Here is a 19,355-nt window from a genome sequence, read left to right as displayed (position 1 = left end):
ACCATGAATTCCTCTTCTTCCCTTCTTCCTCTCCCATGCAACTGAAGAAAGCCCTCGCGGACCACGACACCCCCGAACTGGTCGTGGTGCTGGCCGAGCTGCTGCAGAAAAAGGGCTGGATGCTGGCCACCGCCGAAAGCTGCACCGGCGGGCTGATCGGCGCGGCCTGCACCGACCTGACGGGCTCGAGCGTGTGGTTCGAGCGCGGCTTCATCACCTATTCCAACGAAGCCAAGACCGAACTGCTGGGCGTTGACGCAGGCGTGATCGCCGCGCACGGCGCCGTCAGCGAGCCGGTGGCGCGCGCCATGGCCACGGGCGCGATCGTGCATTCGCCGCCCTCGCGCGTTGCGCTGGCCGTGACCGGCGTGGCCGGCCCCACGGGCGGCACGCCGGAAAAGCCGGTGGGCACGGTGTGGTTCGGCTGGTCGGTCGACGGCGAGGTGCGCACCGAGCGCCGCCGCTTCGACGGCGACCGCGCCACGGTGCGCGCGGCGACGGTGCACCACTCGCTGCAGACGCTGGTCGAGCTGCTGCTCGCGCACTGAGCAGCCGGCAGGCTGCCGCGCTCAGACAGTCATGAAGTCGGCGAGCGGTCGGCGCGGCGCGGCCGGCACCGGCGCCATCGGGTAGCCGAGGCGGCACATCATCTGCAGCGTGGGGCTGCGCCGGTCGCGCGGCGGCGCGGTGCCCAGCAGCATGTCGTGCGCGGCGGCGTGGTGCGGCGCCATTTCGGCGAACTCCTCCAGCGGCTGGCTCATCGGGTGCATGCCCAGGCCCAGGTCGGTGGCGCGCAGCTGCTGGCGCACGTAGGCGCGGCCCGCGGCGATCTGCTCGGTGCGGCTGTTGCCGCGGGTGCTGAGCCAGATGAAGCCCATCGCGGTGTTGGCCTGGTCCTCGAAGAGCTGCAGGGTCTGGCGGAACGAAAGGCTTTCCTCGGAGGCCGGCACGCGGCGGTCGAACTGGCCCAGCGCGACGGCGATGCGCAGCGCCGGGTCGTTCAGCGAGAAGCCGTCGCGATGCGCGAGGATCTCCTGCGGGCCGACGCGCAGCAGCCGCAGGTTTTCCATCGCGGTGCCGGGCGTGGTGAGCTCCACCCGCGCGGCCGCGGCGCAGAGCCTGCGCAGCGGCAGCACGCGCGCCATGTCCACCGTGCCGGCCGAGCTCACCATGCCGCTCGCGGGCACCATCGAGGTCAGGCCCTGCAGGATGTCGGCGGACACCGGCCGCATGAGGTCGAAGCGCTGCTTGGGCGTGCGCCGCCGCAGCACCTGCGCGAAGAGCGGATCGGGCGCGCCGCCGCCCGCCAGCCGCAGCCGCGCCACCGGAATGTGCGGCCAGCGCAGCGGCTCGCCGGCGAGTTCGCCCTGCGGCCACAGCTGCACGCTGGCCTGCACGCCCTGCTGCGCGAGCGCCATCACCAGCAGCTCGATGAAGGCGCCGTGGCCGATGAGCACCTGTCGGCCGAAGGGATCGCTCTCGAGCTGCACGCGCTCGCGGTCGCAATACAGCACGATGGCGTCGGGCTCGCGCAGGTCGACCAGCCAGGGCTGGCAGTTGTAGGCGGTGGGGGCGGTGACGGCGTAGGCCACGGCGCGCTTGCGCACGTCGGGCTCGTCGCCGGGGCCGTTCCATATCTCCAGCGCGGCCGCGGGCACTTCCGAATTCAGCCACCAGGTCGCCAGCGCGGCAGCCCCTGCCGCCACGACAACGCCGCCTCCCAGCAGCCGGACAAAGTTTCTACGCTCATCCATTGCGCGGATTATCGAAAGCGCGCCGGCAGTTAACAATGGCTTAAGCTTCCATAACTGCTATTCAGAACTGAATACCGGATGAAACCCGACAACGAGCTTGGCTTCGACTGGCGGCTGGTGCGCGCATTCCTGGCCGCGCTCGACCATGGCAGCCTGCTGAAGGCCGCGCGCGCGACGGGCACCAGCCAGCCGACGCTGGGCCGCCACATCGCCGAACTGGAGTCGCAACTCGGCGTGGTGCTGTTCGAGCGCACCGGCCGGGGCCTGCTGCCGACGGCCATGGCCGCGCGCCTCGCGGACTCGGCCCGTGCCATGGAAAGCGGCGCGGTGGCGCTGTCGCGCAGCGTCTCGGGCGCCAGCACGCGGACGGCGGGCTCGGTGCGCATCTCGGCCAGCCAGGCCACCGCGCGCCAGATGCTGCCCAGCCTGCTGGTGCGCATGCGGCAGGAGCTGCCGGAGATCCAGGTCGACCTGGTGTCGACCAGCGAGGTCAGCAACCTGCTGCAGCGCGAAGCCGACATCGCCATCCGCATGACGCAGCCCACGACGGCCACGCTGGTGGCACGCCGCATCGGCACCTTCGCGCTTGGCGCCTTCGCCCATGTCGACTACCTGCGCCGGCGGGGCACGCCGCGGCAGACCTCCGACCTGTACCGGCACGACGTGCTGGGCTACGACAGCCTCGACACCATCATCCGCATGTCCGCGCAACTGGGCACGCCGCTGCAGCGCGAGCACTTCTGCTTCCGCACCGACGACATGGGCGCCTACTGGGAAGCCTTGCGACAGGGCATGGGCATCGGCTTCATCAGCGAATCGCTGGCGCGCACCGACAGCGCCGTGGTGCGCGTGCTGCCGCAGCTGAAGATCAAGTCGCTGCCGGTTTGGCTCGCGGTGCACCGCGAGATCCGCACCGACCGCCGCATCCGCGCCGTCTATGATTTCCTGGCGCGCAACATCCCGGCGTCGATCTGACGCGGCGCCGCACCGATCAACTCCAAGAGGCCTCATGACCGCAGCCACCAATGCCCAGACCATCGAGCGCTTCTACAGCGCCTTCGCGAAGCTAGACGCCCCGACCATGGAGGCCTGCTACGCGCCCGACGCGGTGTTCGACGACGAGGCCTTCTCGCTGCGCGGGCGCCGCGAGGTGGGCGGCATGTGGCGCATGCTGGCCGGCGGCACCAAGGCCAAGGGCGCCGACGTGTGGAAGCTGACCTGGCGCGACGTGAAGGCCGACGACAGCACCGGCAGCGCCCACTGGGACGCGCACTACCGCTTCACCGCCACCGGCCGCATCGTCGACAACAGCATCGACGCGCGCTTCACCTTCACGCCCGACGGGCTGATCGCCACGCACCGCGACAGCTTCCCCTTCTGGACCTGGTCGCGCCAGGCGCTCGGCACGCCGGGCCTGCTGCTCGGCTGGTCGCCCATGCTGCGCAAGAAGGTGCGCGCCACCGCAGCAGCCAACCTCGCAACCTTTCTCGCACGACAGCCATGAGCAACACCAACGACACCACCGCCCTCGCCTTCTCCAACAACGAAGCGCAGCACCGCTACGAGGCCACGCTTGACGGCAAGCTGGCCGGCTATGCCGAATACAACCTGCTGACCGACGCGATCATGTTCACCCACACCGAGGTGCTGCCCGAATTCGAGGGCAAGGGCGTAGGCTCGGGCATCGCGAAGCATGTGCTCGGCGAGGCGCGCGGCAAGGGGCTGCATGTGATTCCGGTGTGCCAGTTCATCGCGGGCTATATCCGCAAGCACCGCGAATACGTCGACCTGGTGCGGCCGGACATTCAACGAGCGTTCAAGATCTAGGCGATTCGGTCTTCGGAGCGGGCAGCCACGCGAAGGCCGCGATGCCGATCGCCAGCAGCACAGCGATCGTGCCCAGCACGGCCGTCAGCGGATCGGCACCATGCGCCGCTGCCACCGAGGCAGCCACGCCCGTGCCCCACTGCATGAGGGCCACCCCAAGGAACATCGCCATCGTGAACACGGCCATCGCGCGGCCGGTGAGCGTGGCCGGGTAGGCGCCGCGCACGTCGGCGTACTGCCAGACGATGAAGCCCGAGAGCACGCCGATCAGCACCATGCCGGCGATGTCGAGCCAGGCCGAGTGCAGCACCGCGATGAGCCCGAAGAGCCCTGCATAGCCGAGGCAGCAGATCACGATCCAGCGGCGGCGCGAGGCACCGTCGCGGTCGAGCCGGCCGAAGAGCGGCGCGCCGAACAGCGAGATCACCGACACCGCCAGCGCCACGTTGCCGCTCTGCACCAGCGAGTAGCCGTGGCGCTCCATCATCAGCGGGCCCAGCCACAGGCCGCGCAGCGAGATGAAGGCGGCATACGTGACCGCACCCAGCACCATGATGCCCAGCGTGTGCGGCATGGCGAACAGCGCGCCGAACTGGCGGATCGCCTCGGGAATGGACTCCCGCTTGCCCGGCACGGCCGAGGCCGGCTCGTGCACCCAATGCCAGATCGCGAGCCAGGCCAGCGCGGCGGCCACGGCCAGCACCAGGAAGCCCGCGCGCCACGAATACGCCTGCACCAGCCAGGCCAGCGGCGTGCCGGTGGCCAGCATGCCCAGGCCGCCGACGGCCAGCACGATGCCCGACACGGTGGCGAAGCTCGCTGGCGGGAAGTGCCGCGCGATGAACACCGTGCAAACCAGGAAGGCCGGCGCGCAGCCCACGCCGATCAGCGCCTGCCCGGCCACCAGCACCAGGTAGCTGGACGACACAGCCGACAGCAGCGCCCCCGCGATGGCGACCGGAAAGGCCACCAGCACCGTGCGGCGCACGCCGTGCAGGTCGATGCCGATGCCCATGAAGAGCTGCATCGCGCCGAACGCAAAGTGAAAGGCCCCCGAGAAGATCCCGAGGGCCTGTGCGGAGAGATGGAAATCGGCCTGCAGCGGGCTGGCCATGATGGCGCCGACCGTGCGGAAGGCCTGGCTCAGCGCGACCCCGGCGCACAGCGCCAGGACCATCGCCCATGCCGCGCGCGGCGTGAGCGACTGGGCTACGGGCCGCTGCGCCGGATCGGAATTCATTCAGGAATACCGCGGAACCGGCTTTGCCGGGCCGCAGGTATTGCCCCCTGCAAGGGGGTTGGCGAAGCGACACGAAGTGCGCGAAGCCTGGGGGTGAGCCCAGTTATTCACCGTGGCACTTCTTGTACTTCTTGCCGCTGCCGCAGGGGCAAGGGTCGTTACGTCCGGGCGTGGCTTCCTTGCGGATGGTCTCGGCCTTGGGCCCCAGGCTCTTCCAGAGCTGACGCAGGTCGTACACGGCCCAGATGGCGGCGCCGAAGTCGTCCAGCCGCTGCTGGCTCACGCTGGGCGGGGCGTCGTCGCTGTACATCGACAGCGTGGGCTTGCCGGTGTCGTCCTCGGTGAGGGCGACGATGTTGTCGAGCGCGTCGTTCAGCATGCGCGCGGCGTCCTTGTCGCGCGGCTCGGCCCAGTCTTCGGGCCAGTTCTCCACGGCGTACATGAAGCCCAGCGCCCAGACCTGGGCGAAGGAGGGAATGGCCTCTCCGGCCACTTCGGCGCGCTCTTCCTCGGGCAGGGAGGCGATGGCGCCGCGGGTGTCGAGCACTTCGGGCTGCCAGCTGCGCTCGTCGTCGAGGGTCTCGACGGGGGCGTCGAGGCCTTCCTCGATCTCGATCCAGCGGCGCTTCCAGTTCCAGACGAACTCCATGTGCTGGGCGGACGAGAAGTTCTCGCCCAGCAGGACGGGCCAGTATTCGGACGGCAGGATGGGCCGGCGGGTGCAGATCAGGGCGGCCATGAAGCCTTCGCAGAACTCCCACTGGGGGATTTCCTCGTCATGCTCGCGCATGGCGTCGAGGGCCTGGTCGAGGGCGTCGAAATCGTCGGGACCGAGGGGAGTGCGGGCTGCGGGGGCGCTTTCAGGGGGCGAAATGGGGTCGGGAATGGTCGTCATGGCAAGTTCGAGGCAGCCCTCTATGATGCAGCAGGCCACGGTCGAGACTATTTCTATGCCCACGATTATTCCGTTTCCGACGCGCTACAGCGCCTTCGCCCTGTGCGTGGTCGGTCTGGTGGCATGCCTGGCGTTCGTGCTGGTTTCGCCCCACCTCTGGCTGGCCTGGATCGGCGTCGTCGTGTTCGCGGTACTTTCAGGTACCGGCGTACACGACCTGCGGCAGGCCCGCCATGCCATCCTGCGCAACTACCCGGTGATCGGCCACCTGCGCTTCCTGCTGGAGTTCATCCGCCCCGAAATGCGGCAGTACTTCATCGAAAGCGACTCCGAGGCGGCCCCGTTCTCGCGAGCCCAGCGCTCCCTGGTGTACCAGCGCGCCAAGGGCGACCCCGACAACCGCCCCTTCGGCACGCAGATGAACGTGACCATCGCGGGCTACGAGTGGATCAACCACTCGATGCGGCCGACCAAGCTGGCCGATCATGATTTCCGCATCGTGATCGGCGGCACGCCCCAGCCGGCAGGTGCGAACCCCGCGCAGGTCTGCACGCAGCCTTACAGCGCCAGCGTGTTCAACATCTCCGCCATGAGCTTCGGCGCGCTGTCGGCCAACGCCATCCTCGCGCTCAACAAGGGCGCCAAGATGGGCGGCTTCGCGCACGACACCGGCGAAGGCTCGATCTCGCAGCACCACCGCGTGCACGGCGGCGACCTGATCTGGGAGATCGGCTCGGGCTACTTCGGCTGCCGCAACGAGGACGGCAGCTTCAGCGAGGAACGCTTCACCGCCAACGCGCGCGACCCGCAGGTGAAAATGATCGAGATCAAGCTGAGCCAGGGCGCCAAGCCCGGCCACGGCGGCGTGCTGCCGGCGCCCAAGGTCACACCCGAGATCGCCGCCGCGCGCGGCGTGCCGGTGGGCGTGGACTGCATCTCGCCCGCCTCGCACAGCGCCTTCTCCACGCCGACCGAGATGATGCATTTCGTCGCCAGGCTGCGCGAGCTGTCGGGCGGCAAGCCCACCGGCTTCAAGTTCTGCCTGGGCCATCCGTGGGAATGGTTCGGCATCGTCAAGGCGATGCAGGCCACCGGCATCACGCCCGACTTCATCGTGGTCGACGGCGCCGAGGGCGGCACCGGCGCGGCGCCGGTCGAGTTCAGCGACCACGTGGGCGCGCCGCTGCAGGAAGGCCTGCTGCTGGTGCACAACACGCTGGTGGGCGTGAACCTGCGGCACCGCATCAAGATCGGCTGCGCCGCCAAGGTGATCACCGCCTTCGACGTGGCGCGCATGATGGCGCTGGGCGCCGACTGGTGCAACGCGGCGCGCGGCTTCATGATGGCGCTGGGCTGCATCCAGGCCCAGAGCTGCCACACCGGCCACTGCCCCACCGGCGTGACCACCCAGGACCCGCTGCGCCAGAAGGCGCTGGTGGTGCCGACCAAGGCAGAGCGCGTGCACAACTTCCACCACAGCACGCTGCATGCGCTGCAGGAGCTGGTGCAGGCCGCGGGCCTCGACCATCCGCAGCAGATCACCGCGCACCACATCGTGCGCCGCATTTCCGACACCGAGGTGCGCCTGTTGAGCAACCTGGTGATGCAGGTGCAGCCGGGCGCCCTGCTCGGCCCGCTCGACGAGCAGCACAATGTCTTCCGTACCTACTGGCCGCTGGCCAGTGCAGAGAGTTTCCAGCCCGTCACGCAGGGCCCGCAGGGGCTTGTGACGGGCTTCGCAATGGCCGCATGAACCCACTGAGTAGAGGCGCCAGCCGGCGCCTGCAAACGCGCAAGGGCGCAGCTTCGGCGCCCGCGCCCCTCGACGCGATTTCGCCGAATCCGCCCGCGCCCGGCGACTACGCCGAATTCCTTCGCGCAACCCTGCCGCAGCAGAAGAAGAACGTGGCCAGCCACCGCTTCGGCAGCGAACGCGTGTGGCTCAAGAAGGCCGGCCCCCGGCACGGCAAGTGGGGCTACCGCGTGATGGCGGCGGTCGCCCGCATGGCGCGGCTGGACATCATCAAGCCGGTGCCCAACCCGGGCGGCGAGGCGGCCATCGCCACCGAGGCGCGACGCCTGAAGCAGCTCGCGGCCGCCGGCCTGCGCGTGCCGGTGGTGCTGGCGCAGCAGCCCGACGGCCTGCTGATTTCCGACCTGGGCGAGAGCGGCCGCGCAACGGTGGTGCTGCAGGAGCGGCTCGACCAGGCGGCGGCGGCCGGCCCCGCCGCGCTGCTGTCGGTATGGCGCGAAGGCCTTGCCGCCATCGCCGCCGTGCACGTATGCGGCCAGCACCTCAGCCAGGCCTTCGACCGCAACCTCGTGCAGTGCCCCGACGGCGTGATCGGCTACATCGACTTCGAGGACGACCCCGCCGAGGTCATGACCCTGGCCGAATGCCAGGCCCGCGACTGGCTGAGCTACCTGCATTCCACCGCCATGATGCTCGAGGCCGCCGCCCCGCAGGCCGCCGGACAGCACTGGCACGCGGCGCTGGCCGGCGTCAGCGAGGAAGTGCGCGAGCGCATCACGAATGCTGCAAGGCGAATGAAGTGGGCGCAGAAGCTGCCGGCGAGCCGGCGGTGGGGGCGCGATACGCAGCGCGTGCGGGCGGTGGCGCGGCTGCTGGGGCGGTGGCATCTGCAGGCTGCGAACGGGATGCAGCACTAGCTGCGGTCGAGCTGCTTGCGCCGCCATCTGCGGAACAGCCGGTCGCCGAGCCAACCTCCGATGACGGCAAGAATCGCCTGAGCGACAAGCGCGAGAACATAGGCTTGAGACAGGTCGTTGAAATCCTGGGCCTTGTTCATTTCGTACCACTGCCCGATGGGAACGAGCACGGCCTTGGTCACGAGAAAGCTGAACGCCAGAGCCCCTGCAAGGATGCAAAGCAGCCGGACGAGCAGTCGCATCAGGTCAGACAGAGTCATGCCTCATACCTCTTCCGGCGCCATCTGCGAAACACCAAATCGCCGAGCCAGCCTCCCGCAAACAGCGACGCAAGTTGAACGGCGAGCGCGACCATGTACGCGCGGCCCAGGTCGTTGTCGTTCTTCGCGAAGTTGAGCTCGTACCAACGGCCCACGGGCCCGATGAGCTTGTAGAAGACAAGGCCGAGCACGATCGCACCGATGGCGATGGAGAGCGCGCGAACGACAGGAAGAATGACTGGGAGATTTCCGCTCATCACGAGATTGGAGGCATGGCGTGGCCTTGCCGGAAATCTAGTGACGCTTCAAAACCTCTCGATGAAGGAAAAGTTGTCAATTGCTTCCTGACGCCGGGCACCAACACCCGACGGCCGCTACGCCCCATAAGCCGCCTGCACCACCACCCCGCGCAGCGCCAGCCGCTTCTTCATCGACAGCACCGCCCGGTCCTTGCTCAGCAGCAGTGCCTTGTGCGCCACCGCCAGGTCGATGAAGACCTGGTCGTCGGGGTCGCTGCACACGCAGGGGGCGCGCGGCGGGATGCCTTCGAGCATGCGCACGCGGGCGTCGAAATCGGCCAGTACCGCGGACACCTGCAGTTCGCGCTGGGCCATGCGCCGGGCGATCAGCGGGTAGCCGAGTACGCGCTCCAGTTCGGTGCGCATGGCCGCCGTGGCAAGCCAGCTCAGTTCTCCGGCGGCGAGCCGCGCGGTGAGCGAGCCCCAGGCCGGGTCCTCGAAGACCAGCAGGTCGAGCGCGATGTTGGTGTCGATGACGACGAGGCCGGTATTGGGTTCTGTCAATGTCATGGAATGTGCGGGGAATTGCGCCGATGTTGCACCATGCAATGCCGCGGTCAGGCCCTCGTTAGCCCGGCCGACGACAATCGGACATTCCGCCCATCTCCGCACCCCTTTCTTTTTTCATGAAACGCCTTCCGCTGCTCTGCCTTGCCCTGATCGCATCCCTGGATGCGCGGGCCGAATGGCTGACGCTGGCGGGTACGCCCGGCGACGACAGCGCCAGCTACGTGCAGGTCGATCCGACCAGCGTCGAGGCGGACGGCTCGAAGCGCCTCGTGAGCCTTCGCATGAGCCTGCCGAAGGACCGCACGGGCCGCGATGGCGTCAGGTACCGCTCCTTCCAGGCCCAGGCCCGGGTCGATTGCGAGGCCCGCAGCGCGCGCTACCTGAGCACCACCTACTTCGGGCATCCGAACTTCGTCGGCGAACCGATCGCGGTGAGGCATTTCGAGGAAGGCGACGTGCGGCCCGTGACCCTGGCCGGCGCGCTCGAGCTGGTCACGCGCACGATCAACGCGGCCTGCGCCGTGCGGCCGAAGGAGGCCAAGGAACCGCAGCAGCAGCAGCAGCTGCAACAACAGCAGCAGCCCAGGCCCGAGGGCGAGCCTGCGCTACCTGCGCGCTGAGCCCGCGACCATGTCGAAGCGGAACAGCCGGCATTCGATCGGCCCGTTCCACATCGGCACGCGGCGCGATTCCTTCAAGCGCATCAGCTTCGGCAGCTTCAGGTCGGGCGTGAGCACCCAGGCGGTCCAGCCGGCGTAGTTCTTCTTCCAGTGGGTGGCGAGCTGCGGGAAGAAGTCGCCGCCGTCGCCCTCTGTGGACTGGGCCGCCTCCCGCGCGCCGGGACGCCCCGCGCCGGCCACGCCGCCCACGGCGATGCGCTCGCCGTACGGCGGGTTGAGCATGATCACGCCGCCTTCGGCCGGCGGCATGCGCTGCAGCGCGTCGCCGCCACGGAATTCGACGGCCTGCGCCACGCCGGCACGCTCGGCATTGCGCTGCGCGAAGTCGACCATGCGGTGCGACACGTCGGAGCCGAAGACCGCCGGGGCGCCATCGCCGGCCACGGCCGCCCCGGCTTCCTGCCTGATGGCCGACCACACGTGCGCCTGGAACGGCAGCAGCTTCTCGAAGCCGAAGCGCCGCAGCGATCCGGCCGCGATGCCGCGCGCGATCTGCGCCGCCTCGATGGCGATCGTGCCGCTGCCGCAGCAGGGGTCGTAGAGCGGCTGGTCCGACACCTCGCCGGTCTCGGGGTTCCACCAGCCGCTGGCGGCCAGCATGGCGGCGGCCAGGGTTTCCTTCAGCGGGGCGTCGCCCTTGTCCTGGCGCCAGCCGCGCTTGAAGAGCGGCTCGCCGCTGGTGTCGATGTAGAGCGTGCAGGTGTCGGTGGTCAGGTGCGCGAACACGCGGCAGTCGGGCCACTGGGTCTCGATGCTCGGTCGCACGCCGTTGGCCCTGGCGCGGAAGCGGTCGGCAATGGCGTCCTTGATGCGCAGGGTGGCGAAGTTCAGGCTCTGCAGCGGGCTGTGCTGGGCGGTGGTCTCGATCTTGAAGGTCTGCTTCGGCGTGAACCAGATCTCCCAGGCCACGCCGCTGGCGATGGCGTAGAGGTCGTTCTCGTTGCGGTAGGGCCCATGGGCCAGCTCGACCAGCACGCGCTGCGCGAGGCGGCTGTGCAGGTTGAGCTTCAGGCCGTCGCGCCAGTCGGCGCGCACGCGCACGCCGCCGCGCAGGGAAAGCAGGTCCTGGCCGGCGCGGCCGGTCAGGGCGTGCACCTCCTGGGCGAGGAATTCCTCGACGCCGGCGGCGCAAGGCAGGAAAAAGGAGAGATCGTTCACGGAAAACTGGCCATCGGGAAGCCCGACTAGGGGACTCCATTGTCGCCGCGACGCGAACCTTCCTCTATATAGTCGATTTGCCGATGACCCCCACCCCCGCAATCCCGCCAGCGCCGGCCACCACCGGCAGTGGCGATGGCAATGGCAGCGACCGCTTCGCGATCCAGTGCGAGGTGCTGCGGCTGTCGATCCGCCCCATCGGGCCGGTGCTGCTGGCGCAATACCTGCTGAACTGCGGCGTGGCGGCGCTCTTCGCCTGGCAGGTCTCGCTGACGCGCGCACTGGTGTGGATCGCGCTGATCACCGCAGTGACGGTGATGCGCGGCTTCTTCCCGCAACGGCTGCCCGAGCCCTTCACGCCCGCCACGCTGCGCGAGGCACAGCGCGCGCACACGCTGCGCACCGCCATCTGGGAGCTCGCCCACGGGCTGGCCGGCGTGCTGCTGTTCGCCCCCGGGCGCGCCGACCTGCAACTGCTGCTGGGCCTGATCATCATGGGCATGACGCTGTCGTCGGCCTTCTCGGTGTCGTTCTACACGCCGGCCACGCAACTGGCGATCACGCTGCTGCTGGCGCCGATCATCGTCATCGGCCTCTGGCTGGGCGCACCCGTGATGGCGGCTGTGGCCGTCATCGGCATCGGCCTGACCGCAATGATGTGGAAGCTGGTGGCCGAGCGATCGCGCCAGCTCGAGGAAAACATCGGCCTGCGGCTCAACGAGCACAGCCTGCGCGAACAGGCCCTGGCCGGCCTGCGCGCCTCCGAGCAGGCGCAGGCCGAGCGGCTGCGCTTCTTCTCGGCCGCCAACCACGACCTGCGCCAGCCGGTGATGGCCATCGGCCTGCAGGCCGAGGTGCTGCGCCAGCAGTTGAACGACGGCGCGGGCCTGGAGGCGGTGCAGCACACGGTGGGCTCGCTGGCGCGCGCCCAGCAGGCGCTGGAAGGGCTGACCAACCAGCTGCTGGAAATCGGCCGCATCGAGGCCGCCGTCGATCCGCTACGCCCGACCAGCGTGGCGCTGGCGCCGCTGCTGCACGAGCTGGCGCGGCAGGCCGGCGACGGTCGGGTGCTGGTGCGCTGCCCGCCGGACGCCGTCGCCTGGAGCGACACCGTCTCGCTGCGTCGCGTGCTCGCCAACCTGGCCGACAACGCCGTCAAGTTCACGCCGCGCGGGCGCGTGCTGCTGGCGGTGCGGGCGCGGCGGCGCGGCGCCGACCGGGCCTGGCGGGTGGAAGTGCGCGACAGCGGCATCGGCATCGCGGCCGAGGCCCAGCAGCGCGTGTTCGAAGACTTCGAGCAGATCGGCAACGTGGAGCGCAACCTGCAGCGCGGCCATGGGCTGGGCCTGGCGATCGTGCGGCGGCTGGCGGCGCAGCTGGGCATCGAAGTGTCGCTGCGCTCGGCGCCGGGCCAGGGGTCGGTGTTCGCCTTCGAGCTGCCCGCCGCGCCCGAGGGAGCGGCGGTGGCCTCGGTGCCCGCCGCCCCGGCCGGCGCGGAAGATGGCGAAGCCGATGCAACGCGCGGGCTGCGCCCCGGCCTCGCGGTGCTGGTGGTGGAAGACAACGCGGTGGTGGCCGACAGCCTCGCCGCGCTGCTGCGGCAGTGGGAGGTCGAACCACGCGTCTACGCCAGTGCCGCCGAGGCGCTGGCGCTGGCCGACCTGCGCGCGCTCGACGCGGCGCTGTGCGACATCCGCCTGCCCGGCGCGCTCGACGGCATCGCTCTGGCCGAAAGGCTGCAGCGGCAGAAGCCGTCGCTGGCGATCGCGCTGATCTCGGCCGACATCAACGAAGCCACTCAGCGGCTGGCCACGGAACGAGGCTGGCATGCGCTGCGCAAACCGGTGCAGCCGCAGGAGCTGCGCCGGATGCTGCTGGGCGCGCAGCAGGCGCGCGGCTGAGCCTGCGCCGAAGCTGGCACGGGCCGTGCTGCCGGTCATCGCTTCCGGATATGCTCCGCGCACAGGCCGCCGCCCTGCCTCCGATGTCCACCGACATGCCCTCCACCTCCCTTGCCGCCGGCTCGCGCGGCCTGCGCTACGACCCGCTCGCGATCGCGCTGCACTGGCTGCTCGCGGTGCTGATCGTCGCCTCGTTCGGCGTGGGGCTCTACATGACGGGGCTGCCGTTCTCGCCGCTGCGGCTGAAGGTCTACAACTGGCACAAGTGGGCGGGCGTCACCATCCTCGCGCTGTCGGCGCTGCGGCTGCTGTGGCGGCTGGGGCATCGCCCGCCGGCGCTGCCGCCGGGCATGTCGGGCCTGCAGAAGGCGGGCTCCCGCGTCAGCCACACGCTGATGTACCTGCTGTTCTTCGCGGTGCCGTTGTCGGGCTGGGCGTACAGCTCGGCCATGGGCATGCCGGTGTCGTGGTTCGGCATGCTGGCGCTGCCCGACTTCGTGCCCGCCGACCACGACTTCGCCGAGGCGGTGCTGCAGCCGCTGCACCGCAACTGCGCCTTCGCGCTGGCGGGCGTCATGCTGCTGCACGTGGCGGCGGCGCTCAAGCATCACTGGATCGACCGCGACGGTCTGCTCAAACGCATGTGGCCCGGGCCACGCTAGGAATCTGTTCGATCATGAGTTCCCTTCTTTCTCGTCTTTCCCTGCCGCTGCTGCTGGTTGCAACGGCGCTGCCCGCCGGCGCCGAGCCCGCGACCGCGTCCGGCGCGAAGCTCGTCGCCGACAAGAGCCAGATCGTCTTCGTCACGAAGCAGATGGGCGTGCCCGTGGAAGGCTCCTTCAAGAAGTTCGACGCGCAGGTCGCCTTCGATCCGAAGAAGCCCGAGGGCGGCAGCGTGGTGCTGCACATCGACACCACCAGCGCGGGCTTCGGCATTCCGATGAGCGACGCCGAGCTGCCCAAGCAGCCGTGGTTCGACTCGGCCCACTTCCCGCAGGCGAGCTTCCAGTCGAGCGCCATCAAGGCGCTGGGCGAGGGCAGGTTCGAGATGGCGGGCAAGCTCACCATCAAGGGCGTCGCGCGGCCGGTGACGGTGCCCGTCAGCATCGCGCCGGCGCCCGGCGGCAACTACTCGGTGGCCAGCGGAAGCCTTACGATCCAGCGGCTCGACTACAAGATCGGCGAAGGCGAATGGACCGACACCTCGGTGGTCGGCAACGAGGTGCAGGTGCGCTTCAAGTTCACGCTCGCGGGCCTCGGGCCGCTGTGAACCGCCGCCCGGCCGCTCCCGCCCTTCCCTCACCCGGTTTTCTTCTCTCTCTTTCATGACCCAAGCAGGCAATGCCATGAAGAAGCTCCTCCTCGCCACGGCCGTGTCGGCCGTCGTGTTCGCTACCGCCACGGCGCAGCAACTGCCCCAGCAGCCCGAATACACCGCGCCGCCGGTGGCCGCCAAGCCCGCGGGCGGCCCGGCGAAGAACGCCAACTACGTGATCGACCCCACGCATACCTTCGTGATGTACGAGATGGGCCACTACGGCACCACCACCAACCGGGGCCGCTTCAGCACCAAGGACGGCTCGGTGCAGATCGACGGCACCGGCAGCAGCGGCAAGGTCGACATCACGATGGACATCAGCTCCATCAACACCGGCGTCGACCTGCTCAACCGCCACGTGCAGAGCAAGGATTTCTTCAACGTGGCCGAGTTTCCGACCGGCCGCTTCGTGGCCGACCGCATCGAGTTCTCCGGCGACAAGGTGGTCGACGTGCCCGGCAAGCTCACGCTGATGGGCCAGACGAAGCCGGTGACGCTGAAGGCCGTGCGCTTCAACTGCTACCTGAGCCCGCTGATCAACCGCCAGGTGTGCGGCGGCGACTTCGAGACCACCGTGGAGCGCAGCGACTGGGGCATCACCTGGGGCCTGAACTTCGGCTTCGAGAACAAGGTGAAGCTGCTGGTGCAGGTCGAAGCGGTCAACGTGCAATGACGCAATGAACTCGCACCGAATGGAGACAAGGCCATGATGGACACCACCCTCGCCCTTCTCGGCATCGCCGGCGCCATGACCGTAGGCGCGATGAGCCCAGGCCCCAGCTTCGTCATGGTGGCGCGCACCGCCGTGACTTCGCGCGCCGACGGCCTCGCGGCGGCGCTGGGCATGGGCGCGGGCGGGCTGGCCTTCTCGATCGCCGCGCTGGCGGGGCTGCAGGCGGCGTTTCTTGCGGTGCCGGCGCTTTACCTGGCGATCAAGGGGCTGGGCGGCGCTTACCTCGTCTACCTCGGCTTTCGCATCTGGCGCGGCGCGCGACAGCCGCTGGCAGTGGCGCAGGAGGCCACTGACCCTTCGCAGCGTCCGCAGGGTCGGAGCAAACGCACCTTCCTGCTGGGCCTGGCCACGCAGGTGAGCAACCCGAAGACGGCGGTGGTCTACGCCAGCATCTTCGCGGCCTTCCTGCCGCGCGAGGTGCCGCTGGTGCTGGCGCTGGCCGTGCCGGCGGTCATCTTCTGCATCGAGACGGGCTGGTATTCGATCGTCGCGCTGGCGCTGTCGTCGGCGGCGCCGCGCTCGGCCTACCTGCGCTACAAGGTCTGGATCGACCGCGCTGCGGGCGGCGTGATGGGGCTGCTCGGGCTGCGGCTCGTGTGGTCGGCCGTGCGCGGCACCTAGGGCGAATCGACATTCAAACGTGGCCGCGTTGGCTCGCCTTGCACCCGGATGTGCGCAGGGCGGCGCAGGCCAGAGTCATCTCTGGTCAAGCCGGCCGACAAAGCAGGCGGGTGCAAGGCGGGCCAACCCGAAGGGAAGGACGAATGCCGGGCGCATTGCGGCGTTGCGGCTCGCTTGCGTAGCCGAGCTACGCGGCGCTCCCCGCGCCTTGCACTGCGCCCGGCATTCGTCCTTCGCGGCCACGTTTGAATGTCGATTCGCCCTAGAGCAGGCTCTCGGGCGTCAGCGGCGCCAGTATCTCGAGCATGGTCCGGTCCCAGAAGCGGGAGTCGGGCTCCTCGCTCAGCACGGTGAGCTTGCCGGCGTCGTCGCTCACCCACTCGATGCGCGACTCGTTGCTGCCTTCGGCAAAGCGCAGCCTGTAGGCGCCCTGCTGCTTGAGCACGTCGATGAGCTTCAGCGCCTGCTGCGCCATCTCGGGGCTGCGGATGAAGAGGCCGATCTCGGTGTTGTGCGTTTCGGAGCGCGGGTCGAAATTCATCGAGCCGACGAAAAGAATGCGCTGGTCGATCACCGCCGACTTGGCATGCAGCCGGCCCACCGAGGTGCCGAAGAGGCCCAGCCGCACGCTGCTGCGCGTGCGCGTGGTGCTCAGCTCGTAGAGGTCGGCGCCCAGCTTCAGCATGTCGGGGCGGTAGCGGCGGTAGGCGGTGTGCACCAGCGGCTCGTCGGTGGCGGCCAGCGAGTTGGTGACCACGCTGATCTTCACGTTGCGCCCGCGGATCTCGCGCATCACCTCCAGCCCCGAGGCGCCGGGGATCAGGTAGGGCGAGACGATGGTCACCTCGGAGCGGGCGCGGCGCATCTGCTCGACCACGTTGTAGCGCACGCTGTCCACGTCGAGCAGCGGCACGCCGCCGTAGGAAGCTGTCTTGCCGATCACGCGCTCGGGCGAATCGGCATACGCCTCGGCGGTGGTCCAGATCAGGCCGAGCTTGCCGGCGTCGAGGTCTTCCGCCATCGGGCTGTAGCCGAGCAGGTCGTTGGGCGCGGGCTTCGGCGGCGGCGGCGTGGTGTCGGGGCCGGTGGCGAGCTCGAAGCGCTTCTGCAGCTCCTCGCGCGAGAGACTGCTGCCGGCCACCGACTGGATCGGCCGCACGTAGACGCTGTTCCAGTACTGGTCGAAGAGGCTGCCCAGGCGCGGGATGAGCGCGCCGGTGACGAAGGTGTCGAGGTCGATGAAGTTCTCGCCCGCGGTGCGCCTGAAGTACTGGTTGCCGATGTTGCGCCCGCCAGCCACCGCCATCGCGCCGTCGGCGATGAAGAGCTTGTTGTGCATGCGGCGATTGACGCGGCTGAAGTCGAAGAGCGAGGCGGTGAAGCGCTTCAGCAGGCTGCCGCGCCCGGCCGGAAAGGGGTTGAACAGCCGCAGCTCCACGTTGGGCGTGGCGGCGAGGCCGAGCAGCAGCTCGTCTTCGCCGGAGGTGTAGAGGTCGTCCATCAGCAGCCGCACGCGCACGCCGCGCTGGGCGGCGTCGCGCAGGGTGCGCAGCAGGTAGCGGCCGGTCTCGTCGTTCTCGATCTGGTAGTACTGCACGTCGAGCGTGCGCTGCGCGCGGCGGGCCAGCTGGATGCGGGTGTCGAAGGCGAAGTCGCCGCCGGGCATCAGGCGGAAACCGCTGAGGTCGGGGTCGGGCTGGGAAGCCAGCGCGATCTTGCCGAGCGCGGTGTCGGCCGAGACGGCCATGGCCTTGGTGGGTGTGCGCGGTGCCTCGTCGGGCAGCGTGGCGCAGCCTGCGAGCAGCAGCACCGCCACCATGGCGAAGACCCAATGCCCACAGCGCGACATCAGGCCTCGGTTCATCGGCGGTGTCTTTCTACAGGGCCTTGCGAAGATTGGCGGGCGCGATGCGCAGCGCCTCGCGGTACTTGGCGACGGTGCGGCGCGCGCACTCGATGCCCTGCTCCTTCAGCATCTCGGAGATCTGGCTGTCCGACAGCGGCTTCTTCACGCTCTCGGAGCCGACGAACTGCTTGATGAGCGCGCGCACCGCGGTGCTCGATGCGTTGCCGCCGGTCTCGGTGCCCAGCGCCGAGCCGAAGAAGTACTTGAGCTCGACCGTGCCGAAGGGCGTGGCCATGTACTTGGCGGTGGTCACGCGCGAGATGGTCGATTCGTGCAGGCCCAGCTCGTCGGCGATCTCGCGCAGCACCAGCGGACGCATGGCCAGCTCGCCGTGCACGAAGTAGCTCTTCTGCCGCTCGACGATGGCGTTGCTCACGCGCAGGATGGTGTCGAAGCGCTGCTGGATGTTCTTGATGAACCAGCGCGCCTCCTGCAGCCGCTGCGACAGCGCCTGGCTGCCCTCGCCCTTGTGCGACTTGAGCGCGCCGGCGTAGATGTCGTGCACGCGCAGGCGCGGCATGACCTCGGGGTTGAGCATGACGCGGAACTTCACGTTCGTGCCGCGCCCCGTCTTGGTGACGATCACGTCGGGAATGATGATGTTGCGCTCGACGTCGACGAAGCTGCGGCCCGGCTTGGGCTCCAGCCGCGCGATGACCTGCAGCGCCGAGCGCACCAGCTCCTCGTTGCTGCGGGTGAGCGTGGCAAGGCGCTTGAAGTCGCGGCGCGCGAGCAGCTCCATCGGCTGCTTGCAGATGGCGATGGCGGTCTTGCGGACCTGCTCTTCTTCCTCGGTCTCGTCGTCGCTGGCCATGGCGCGCAGCTGGATGCTCAGGCATTCGCCCAGGTCGCGCGCGCCGACACCGGCGGGCTCCAGGCTCTGCAGCAGGCCGAGCGCCACCTGGAAGTGGTGCACGAGGTCGTCGAACTGGTCGTTGTCGTCGCCGGCCAGGCCCGAGGCGAGCGCGGGCAGCGAGTCTTCGAGGTAGCCGTCGTCGTTGAGCGATTCGATGAGAAAGCGCAGCGCGGCGCTGTCGTTCTCGCTCAGCCGCAGGCTCAGCGCCTGGCGGTGCAGGAAGGACTGCAGCGACTCCTGGCTGCGCGCGAGCTCGGTGGCATCGGCGCGATCGTCGTCGCCGGCGTTGTTCTGGCGCGCCGGGGCGTCGCCGCCCCATTCGCTGTCGTCGGGCGCCATGTCGACGGTGCCATCGCCTTCCCAGTCGGGCTCGCGCTCGGCGATTTCGGCGGCGGGGCCGTCGGAGTCGGCGGCCGCGGTGGAGCTGGTTTCGGAAGAGGTCGTGGCGGCCGGGCCGGGCGCCGTGGGCGCGAAGTCGCTTTCGCCGCCCTCGCCACCGTCACCGCCGTCGTCGCGCGGGATCGGAGCGTCCGCCGTCTCGAGCCCGAATTCCTCGCGCACGGCTTCCTCGGCGGTGCGCTCGAGAAAGGGGTTCTCGTCGAGCATCTGCTCCACCTCCTGGCTCAGCTCGAGCGTGGAGAGTTGGAGCAGCCTGATCGACTGCTGCAGCTGCGGCGTGAGTGCCAGATGCTGCGAAACGCGAAGGGACAGCCCTTGCTTCATGGTG

Annotated in this window: 21 protein-coding genes; 12 read left to right on the top strand and 9 right to left on the bottom strand. The window is 69.3% G+C overall.

Features of this window, described 5'->3' with window-relative positions; all coding sequences use genetic code 11:
• The first annotated feature begins 35 nt into the window (after positions 1–35).
• Positions 36–548, top strand: coding sequence for a CinA family protein (locus tag SFB74_RS03380; RefSeq protein ID WP_432729252.1), 513 nt, complete (start codon positions 36–38; stop codon positions 546–548).
• A 21-nt stretch (positions 549–569) separates the two neighbouring features.
• Here SFB74_RS03380 and SFB74_RS03375 read toward each other — a convergent pair whose 3' ends face one another.
• A complete protein-coding gene (locus tag SFB74_RS03375; protein ID WP_432729251.1) occupies positions 570–1,754 on the bottom strand; it encodes an Acg family FMN-binding oxidoreductase in 1,185 nt (394 codons plus the stop codon).
• 78 nt (positions 1,755–1,832) lie between these two features.
• Here SFB74_RS03375 and SFB74_RS03370 point away from each other — a divergent pair, with 78 nt between their 5' ends.
• Genes SFB74_RS03370 through SFB74_RS03360 form a run of 3 tightly spaced genes read left to right on the top strand, consistent with a single transcriptional unit; the run spans position 1,833 to position 3,581 of the window.
• Positions 1,833–2,729, top strand: a complete 897-nt coding sequence (locus tag SFB74_RS03370) for a LysR family transcriptional regulator (RefSeq protein WP_432729250.1) — start codon at positions 1,833–1,835, stop codon at positions 2,727–2,729.
• 34 nt (positions 2,730–2,763) lie between these two features.
• Positions 2,764–3,258: a nuclear transport factor 2 family protein gene (locus tag SFB74_RS03365; protein ID WP_432729249.1), complete on the top strand. Its 495-nt coding sequence runs from the start codon at positions 2,764–2,766 to the stop codon at positions 3,256–3,258.
• Positions 3,255–3,581, top strand: coding sequence for a GNAT family N-acetyltransferase (locus SFB74_RS03360; protein ID WP_432729248.1), 327 nt, complete (start codon positions 3,255–3,257; stop codon positions 3,579–3,581). The genes SFB74_RS03365 and SFB74_RS03360 overlap by 4 nt, the downstream gene beginning before the upstream one ends.
• On the opposite strand, the gene SFB74_RS03355 is transcribed toward SFB74_RS03360, so the two are convergent.
• Together SFB74_RS03355 and SFB74_RS03350 are read right to left on the bottom strand one after the other, a co-directional pair.
• A complete protein-coding gene (locus SFB74_RS03355) occupies positions 3,571–4,758 on the bottom strand; it encodes an MFS transporter (RefSeq protein ID WP_432731867.1) in 1,188 nt (395 codons plus the stop codon). The two genes, SFB74_RS03360 and SFB74_RS03355, sit on opposite strands and share 11 nt — an antisense overlap.
• Positions 4,759–4,924: 166 nt before the next feature.
• Positions 4,925–5,716: a UPF0149 family protein gene (locus tag SFB74_RS03350; RefSeq protein WP_432729247.1), complete on the bottom strand. Its 792-nt coding sequence runs from the start codon at positions 5,714–5,716 to the stop codon at positions 4,925–4,927.
• A 55-nt stretch (positions 5,717–5,771) separates the two neighbouring features.
• Here SFB74_RS03350 and SFB74_RS03345 point away from each other — a divergent pair, with 55 nt between their 5' ends.
• Entirely contained in the window at positions 5,772–7,469 is a 1,698-nt protein-coding gene (locus SFB74_RS03345; RefSeq protein ID WP_432729246.1) for an FMN-binding glutamate synthase family protein, read from the top strand.
• Positions 7,466–8,386 carry a hypothetical protein gene (locus SFB74_RS03340; protein ID WP_432729244.1) on the top strand — a complete coding sequence of 307 codons (921 nt, stop codon included), beginning with the start codon at positions 7,466–7,468 and terminating at the stop codon, positions 8,384–8,386. The genes SFB74_RS03345 and SFB74_RS03340 overlap by 4 nt, the downstream gene beginning before the upstream one ends.
• Here the strand turns inward: SFB74_RS03340 and SFB74_RS03335 are convergent.
• The 3 genes from SFB74_RS03335 to SFB74_RS03325 all read right to left on the bottom strand — a co-directional run bounded on the left by SFB74_RS03335 (position 8,383) and on the right by SFB74_RS03325 (position 9,455).
• A complete protein-coding gene (locus tag SFB74_RS03335; RefSeq protein WP_432729243.1) occupies positions 8,383–8,646 on the bottom strand; it encodes a hypothetical protein in 264 nt (87 codons plus the stop codon). The two genes, SFB74_RS03340 and SFB74_RS03335, sit on opposite strands and share 4 nt — an antisense overlap.
• Entirely contained in the window at positions 8,643–8,903 is a 261-nt protein-coding gene (locus SFB74_RS03330; RefSeq protein WP_432729242.1) for a hypothetical protein, read from the bottom strand. Before SFB74_RS03330 ends, SFB74_RS03335 begins: the two co-directional genes overlap by 4 nt.
• Before the next feature lie 117 nt (positions 8,904–9,020).
• Positions 9,021–9,455, bottom strand: coding sequence for a putative toxin-antitoxin system toxin component, PIN family (locus SFB74_RS03325; RefSeq protein ID WP_432729241.1), 435 nt, complete (start codon positions 9,453–9,455; stop codon positions 9,021–9,023).
• Positions 9,456–9,571: 116 nt separating this feature from the next.
• Between SFB74_RS03325 and SFB74_RS03320 the strand changes: the two genes are divergently transcribed.
• On the top strand, positions 9,572–10,075 hold the full coding sequence (locus tag SFB74_RS03320) for a surface-adhesin E family protein (RefSeq protein ID WP_432729240.1): 504 nt from the start codon (positions 9,572–9,574) through the stop codon (positions 10,073–10,075).
• Here the strand turns inward: SFB74_RS03320 and SFB74_RS03315 are convergent.
• Positions 10,061–11,293: a THUMP domain-containing class I SAM-dependent RNA methyltransferase gene (locus SFB74_RS03315; protein WP_432729239.1), complete on the bottom strand. Its 1,233-nt coding sequence runs from the start codon at positions 11,291–11,293 to the stop codon at positions 10,061–10,063. The two genes, SFB74_RS03320 and SFB74_RS03315, sit on opposite strands and share 15 nt — an antisense overlap.
• Before the next feature lie 83 nt (positions 11,294–11,376).
• Here SFB74_RS03315 and SFB74_RS03310 point away from each other — a divergent pair, with 83 nt between their 5' ends.
• From SFB74_RS03310 to SFB74_RS03290, 5 genes are all read left to right on the top strand, one after another.
• Positions 11,377–13,194, top strand: coding sequence for an ATP-binding protein (locus tag SFB74_RS03310; protein ID WP_432729238.1), 1,818 nt, complete (start codon positions 11,377–11,379; stop codon positions 13,192–13,194).
• A gap of 83 nt (positions 13,195–13,277) precedes the next feature.
• Entirely contained in the window at positions 13,278–13,856 is a 579-nt protein-coding gene (locus SFB74_RS03305) for a cytochrome b (RefSeq protein WP_432729237.1), read from the top strand.
• Between the two features lie 14 nt (positions 13,857–13,870).
• Complete coding sequence (locus tag SFB74_RS03300) at positions 13,871–14,464, top strand: YceI family protein (protein ID WP_432729236.1); 594 nt, start codon at positions 13,871–13,873, stop codon at positions 14,462–14,464.
• Between the two features lie 76 nt (positions 14,465–14,540).
• Complete coding sequence (locus SFB74_RS03295; RefSeq protein WP_432729235.1) at positions 14,541–15,185, top strand: YceI family protein; 645 nt, start codon at positions 14,541–14,543, stop codon at positions 15,183–15,185.
• Between the two features lie 33 nt (positions 15,186–15,218).
• Positions 15,219–15,866, top strand: coding sequence for a LysE family translocator (locus SFB74_RS03290; protein WP_432729234.1), 648 nt, complete (start codon positions 15,219–15,221; stop codon positions 15,864–15,866).
• 262 nt (positions 15,867–16,128) lie between these two features.
• Here the strand turns inward: SFB74_RS03290 and SFB74_RS03285 are convergent, their stop codons facing one another.
• Both SFB74_RS03285 and rpoN read right to left on the bottom strand, forming a co-directional pair.
• Positions 16,129–17,730 (bottom strand): phospholipase D family protein, encoded by a 1,602-nt coding sequence (locus SFB74_RS03285; RefSeq protein WP_432729233.1) that lies wholly within the window; start codon positions 17,728–17,730, stop codon positions 16,129–16,131.
• Between the two features lie 13 nt (positions 17,731–17,743).
• Positions 17,744–19,351, bottom strand: a complete 1,608-nt coding sequence (rpoN, locus tag SFB74_RS03280; RefSeq protein ID WP_432729232.1) for an RNA polymerase factor sigma-54 — start codon at positions 19,349–19,351, stop codon at positions 17,744–17,746.
• Positions 19,352–19,355: the final 4 nt, after the last annotated feature.

The organism is Variovorax xiamenensis, from assembly GCF_050916385.1.
Taxonomy (GTDB): domain Bacteria; phylum Pseudomonadota; class Gammaproteobacteria; order Burkholderiales; family Burkholderiaceae_C; genus Variovorax.
This window is presented reverse-complemented; position numbering and strand designations above follow the sequence as displayed.

Excerpts from the sequence above, each read along its gene's own strand:
- SFB74_RS03370 (WP_432729250.1), top strand. The coding sequence starts at position 1,833 with ATGAAACCCGACAACGAGCTTGGCTTCGACTGGCGGCTGGTGCGCGCA.
- SFB74_RS03320 (WP_432729240.1), top strand. The coding sequence starts at position 9,572 with ATGAAACGCCTTCCGCTGCTCTGCCTTGCCCTGATCGCATCCCTGGAT.
- SFB74_RS03295 (WP_432729235.1), top strand. The coding sequence starts at position 14,541 with ATGAAGAAGCTCCTCCTCGCCACGGCCGTGTCGGCCGTCGTGTTCGCT.
- SFB74_RS03325 (WP_432729241.1), bottom strand. The coding sequence starts at position 9,455 with ATGACATTGACAGAACCCAATACCGGCCTCGTCGTCATCGACACCAAC.
- rpoN (WP_432729232.1), bottom strand. The coding sequence starts at position 19,351 with ATGAAGCAAGGGCTGTCCCTTCGCGTTTCGCAGCATCTGGCACTCACG.
- SFB74_RS03335 (WP_432729243.1), bottom strand. The coding sequence starts at position 8,646 with ATGACTCTGTCTGACCTGATGCGACTGCTCGTCCGGCTGCTTTGCATC.
- SFB74_RS03355 (WP_432731867.1), bottom strand. The coding sequence starts at position 4,758 with ATGGTCCTGGCGCTGTGCGCCGGGGTCGCGCTGAGCCAGGCCTTCCGC.
- SFB74_RS03350 (WP_432729247.1), bottom strand. The coding sequence starts at position 5,716 with ATGACGACCATTCCCGACCCCATTTCGCCCCCTGAAAGCGCCCCCGCA.
- SFB74_RS03310 (WP_432729238.1), top strand. The coding sequence starts at position 11,377 with ATGACCCCCACCCCCGCAATCCCGCCAGCGCCGGCCACCACCGGCAGT.
- SFB74_RS03375 (WP_432729251.1), bottom strand. The coding sequence starts at position 1,754 with ATGGATGAGCGTAGAAACTTTGTCCGGCTGCTGGGAGGCGGCGTTGTC.
- SFB74_RS03285 (WP_432729233.1), bottom strand. The coding sequence starts at position 17,730 with ATGAACCGAGGCCTGATGTCGCGCTGTGGGCATTGGGTCTTCGCCATG.
- SFB74_RS03290 (WP_432729234.1), top strand. The coding sequence starts at position 15,219 with ATGATGGACACCACCCTCGCCCTTCTCGGCATCGCCGGCGCCATGACC.
- SFB74_RS03360 (WP_432729248.1), top strand. The coding sequence starts at position 3,255 with ATGAGCAACACCAACGACACCACCGCCCTCGCCTTCTCCAACAACGAA.
- SFB74_RS03345 (WP_432729246.1), top strand. The coding sequence starts at position 5,772 with ATGCCCACGATTATTCCGTTTCCGACGCGCTACAGCGCCTTCGCCCTG.
- SFB74_RS03305 (WP_432729237.1), top strand. The coding sequence starts at position 13,278 with ATGTCCACCGACATGCCCTCCACCTCCCTTGCCGCCGGCTCGCGCGGC.
- SFB74_RS03330 (WP_432729242.1), bottom strand. The coding sequence starts at position 8,903 with ATGAGCGGAAATCTCCCAGTCATTCTTCCTGTCGTTCGCGCGCTCTCC.
- SFB74_RS03340 (WP_432729244.1), top strand. The coding sequence starts at position 7,466 with ATGAACCCACTGAGTAGAGGCGCCAGCCGGCGCCTGCAAACGCGCAAG.
- SFB74_RS03300 (WP_432729236.1), top strand. The coding sequence starts at position 13,871 with ATGAGTTCCCTTCTTTCTCGTCTTTCCCTGCCGCTGCTGCTGGTTGCA.
- SFB74_RS03365 (WP_432729249.1), top strand. The coding sequence starts at position 2,764 with ATGACCGCAGCCACCAATGCCCAGACCATCGAGCGCTTCTACAGCGCC.
- SFB74_RS03380 (WP_432729252.1), top strand. The coding sequence starts at position 36 with ATGCAACTGAAGAAAGCCCTCGCGGACCACGACACCCCCGAACTGGTC.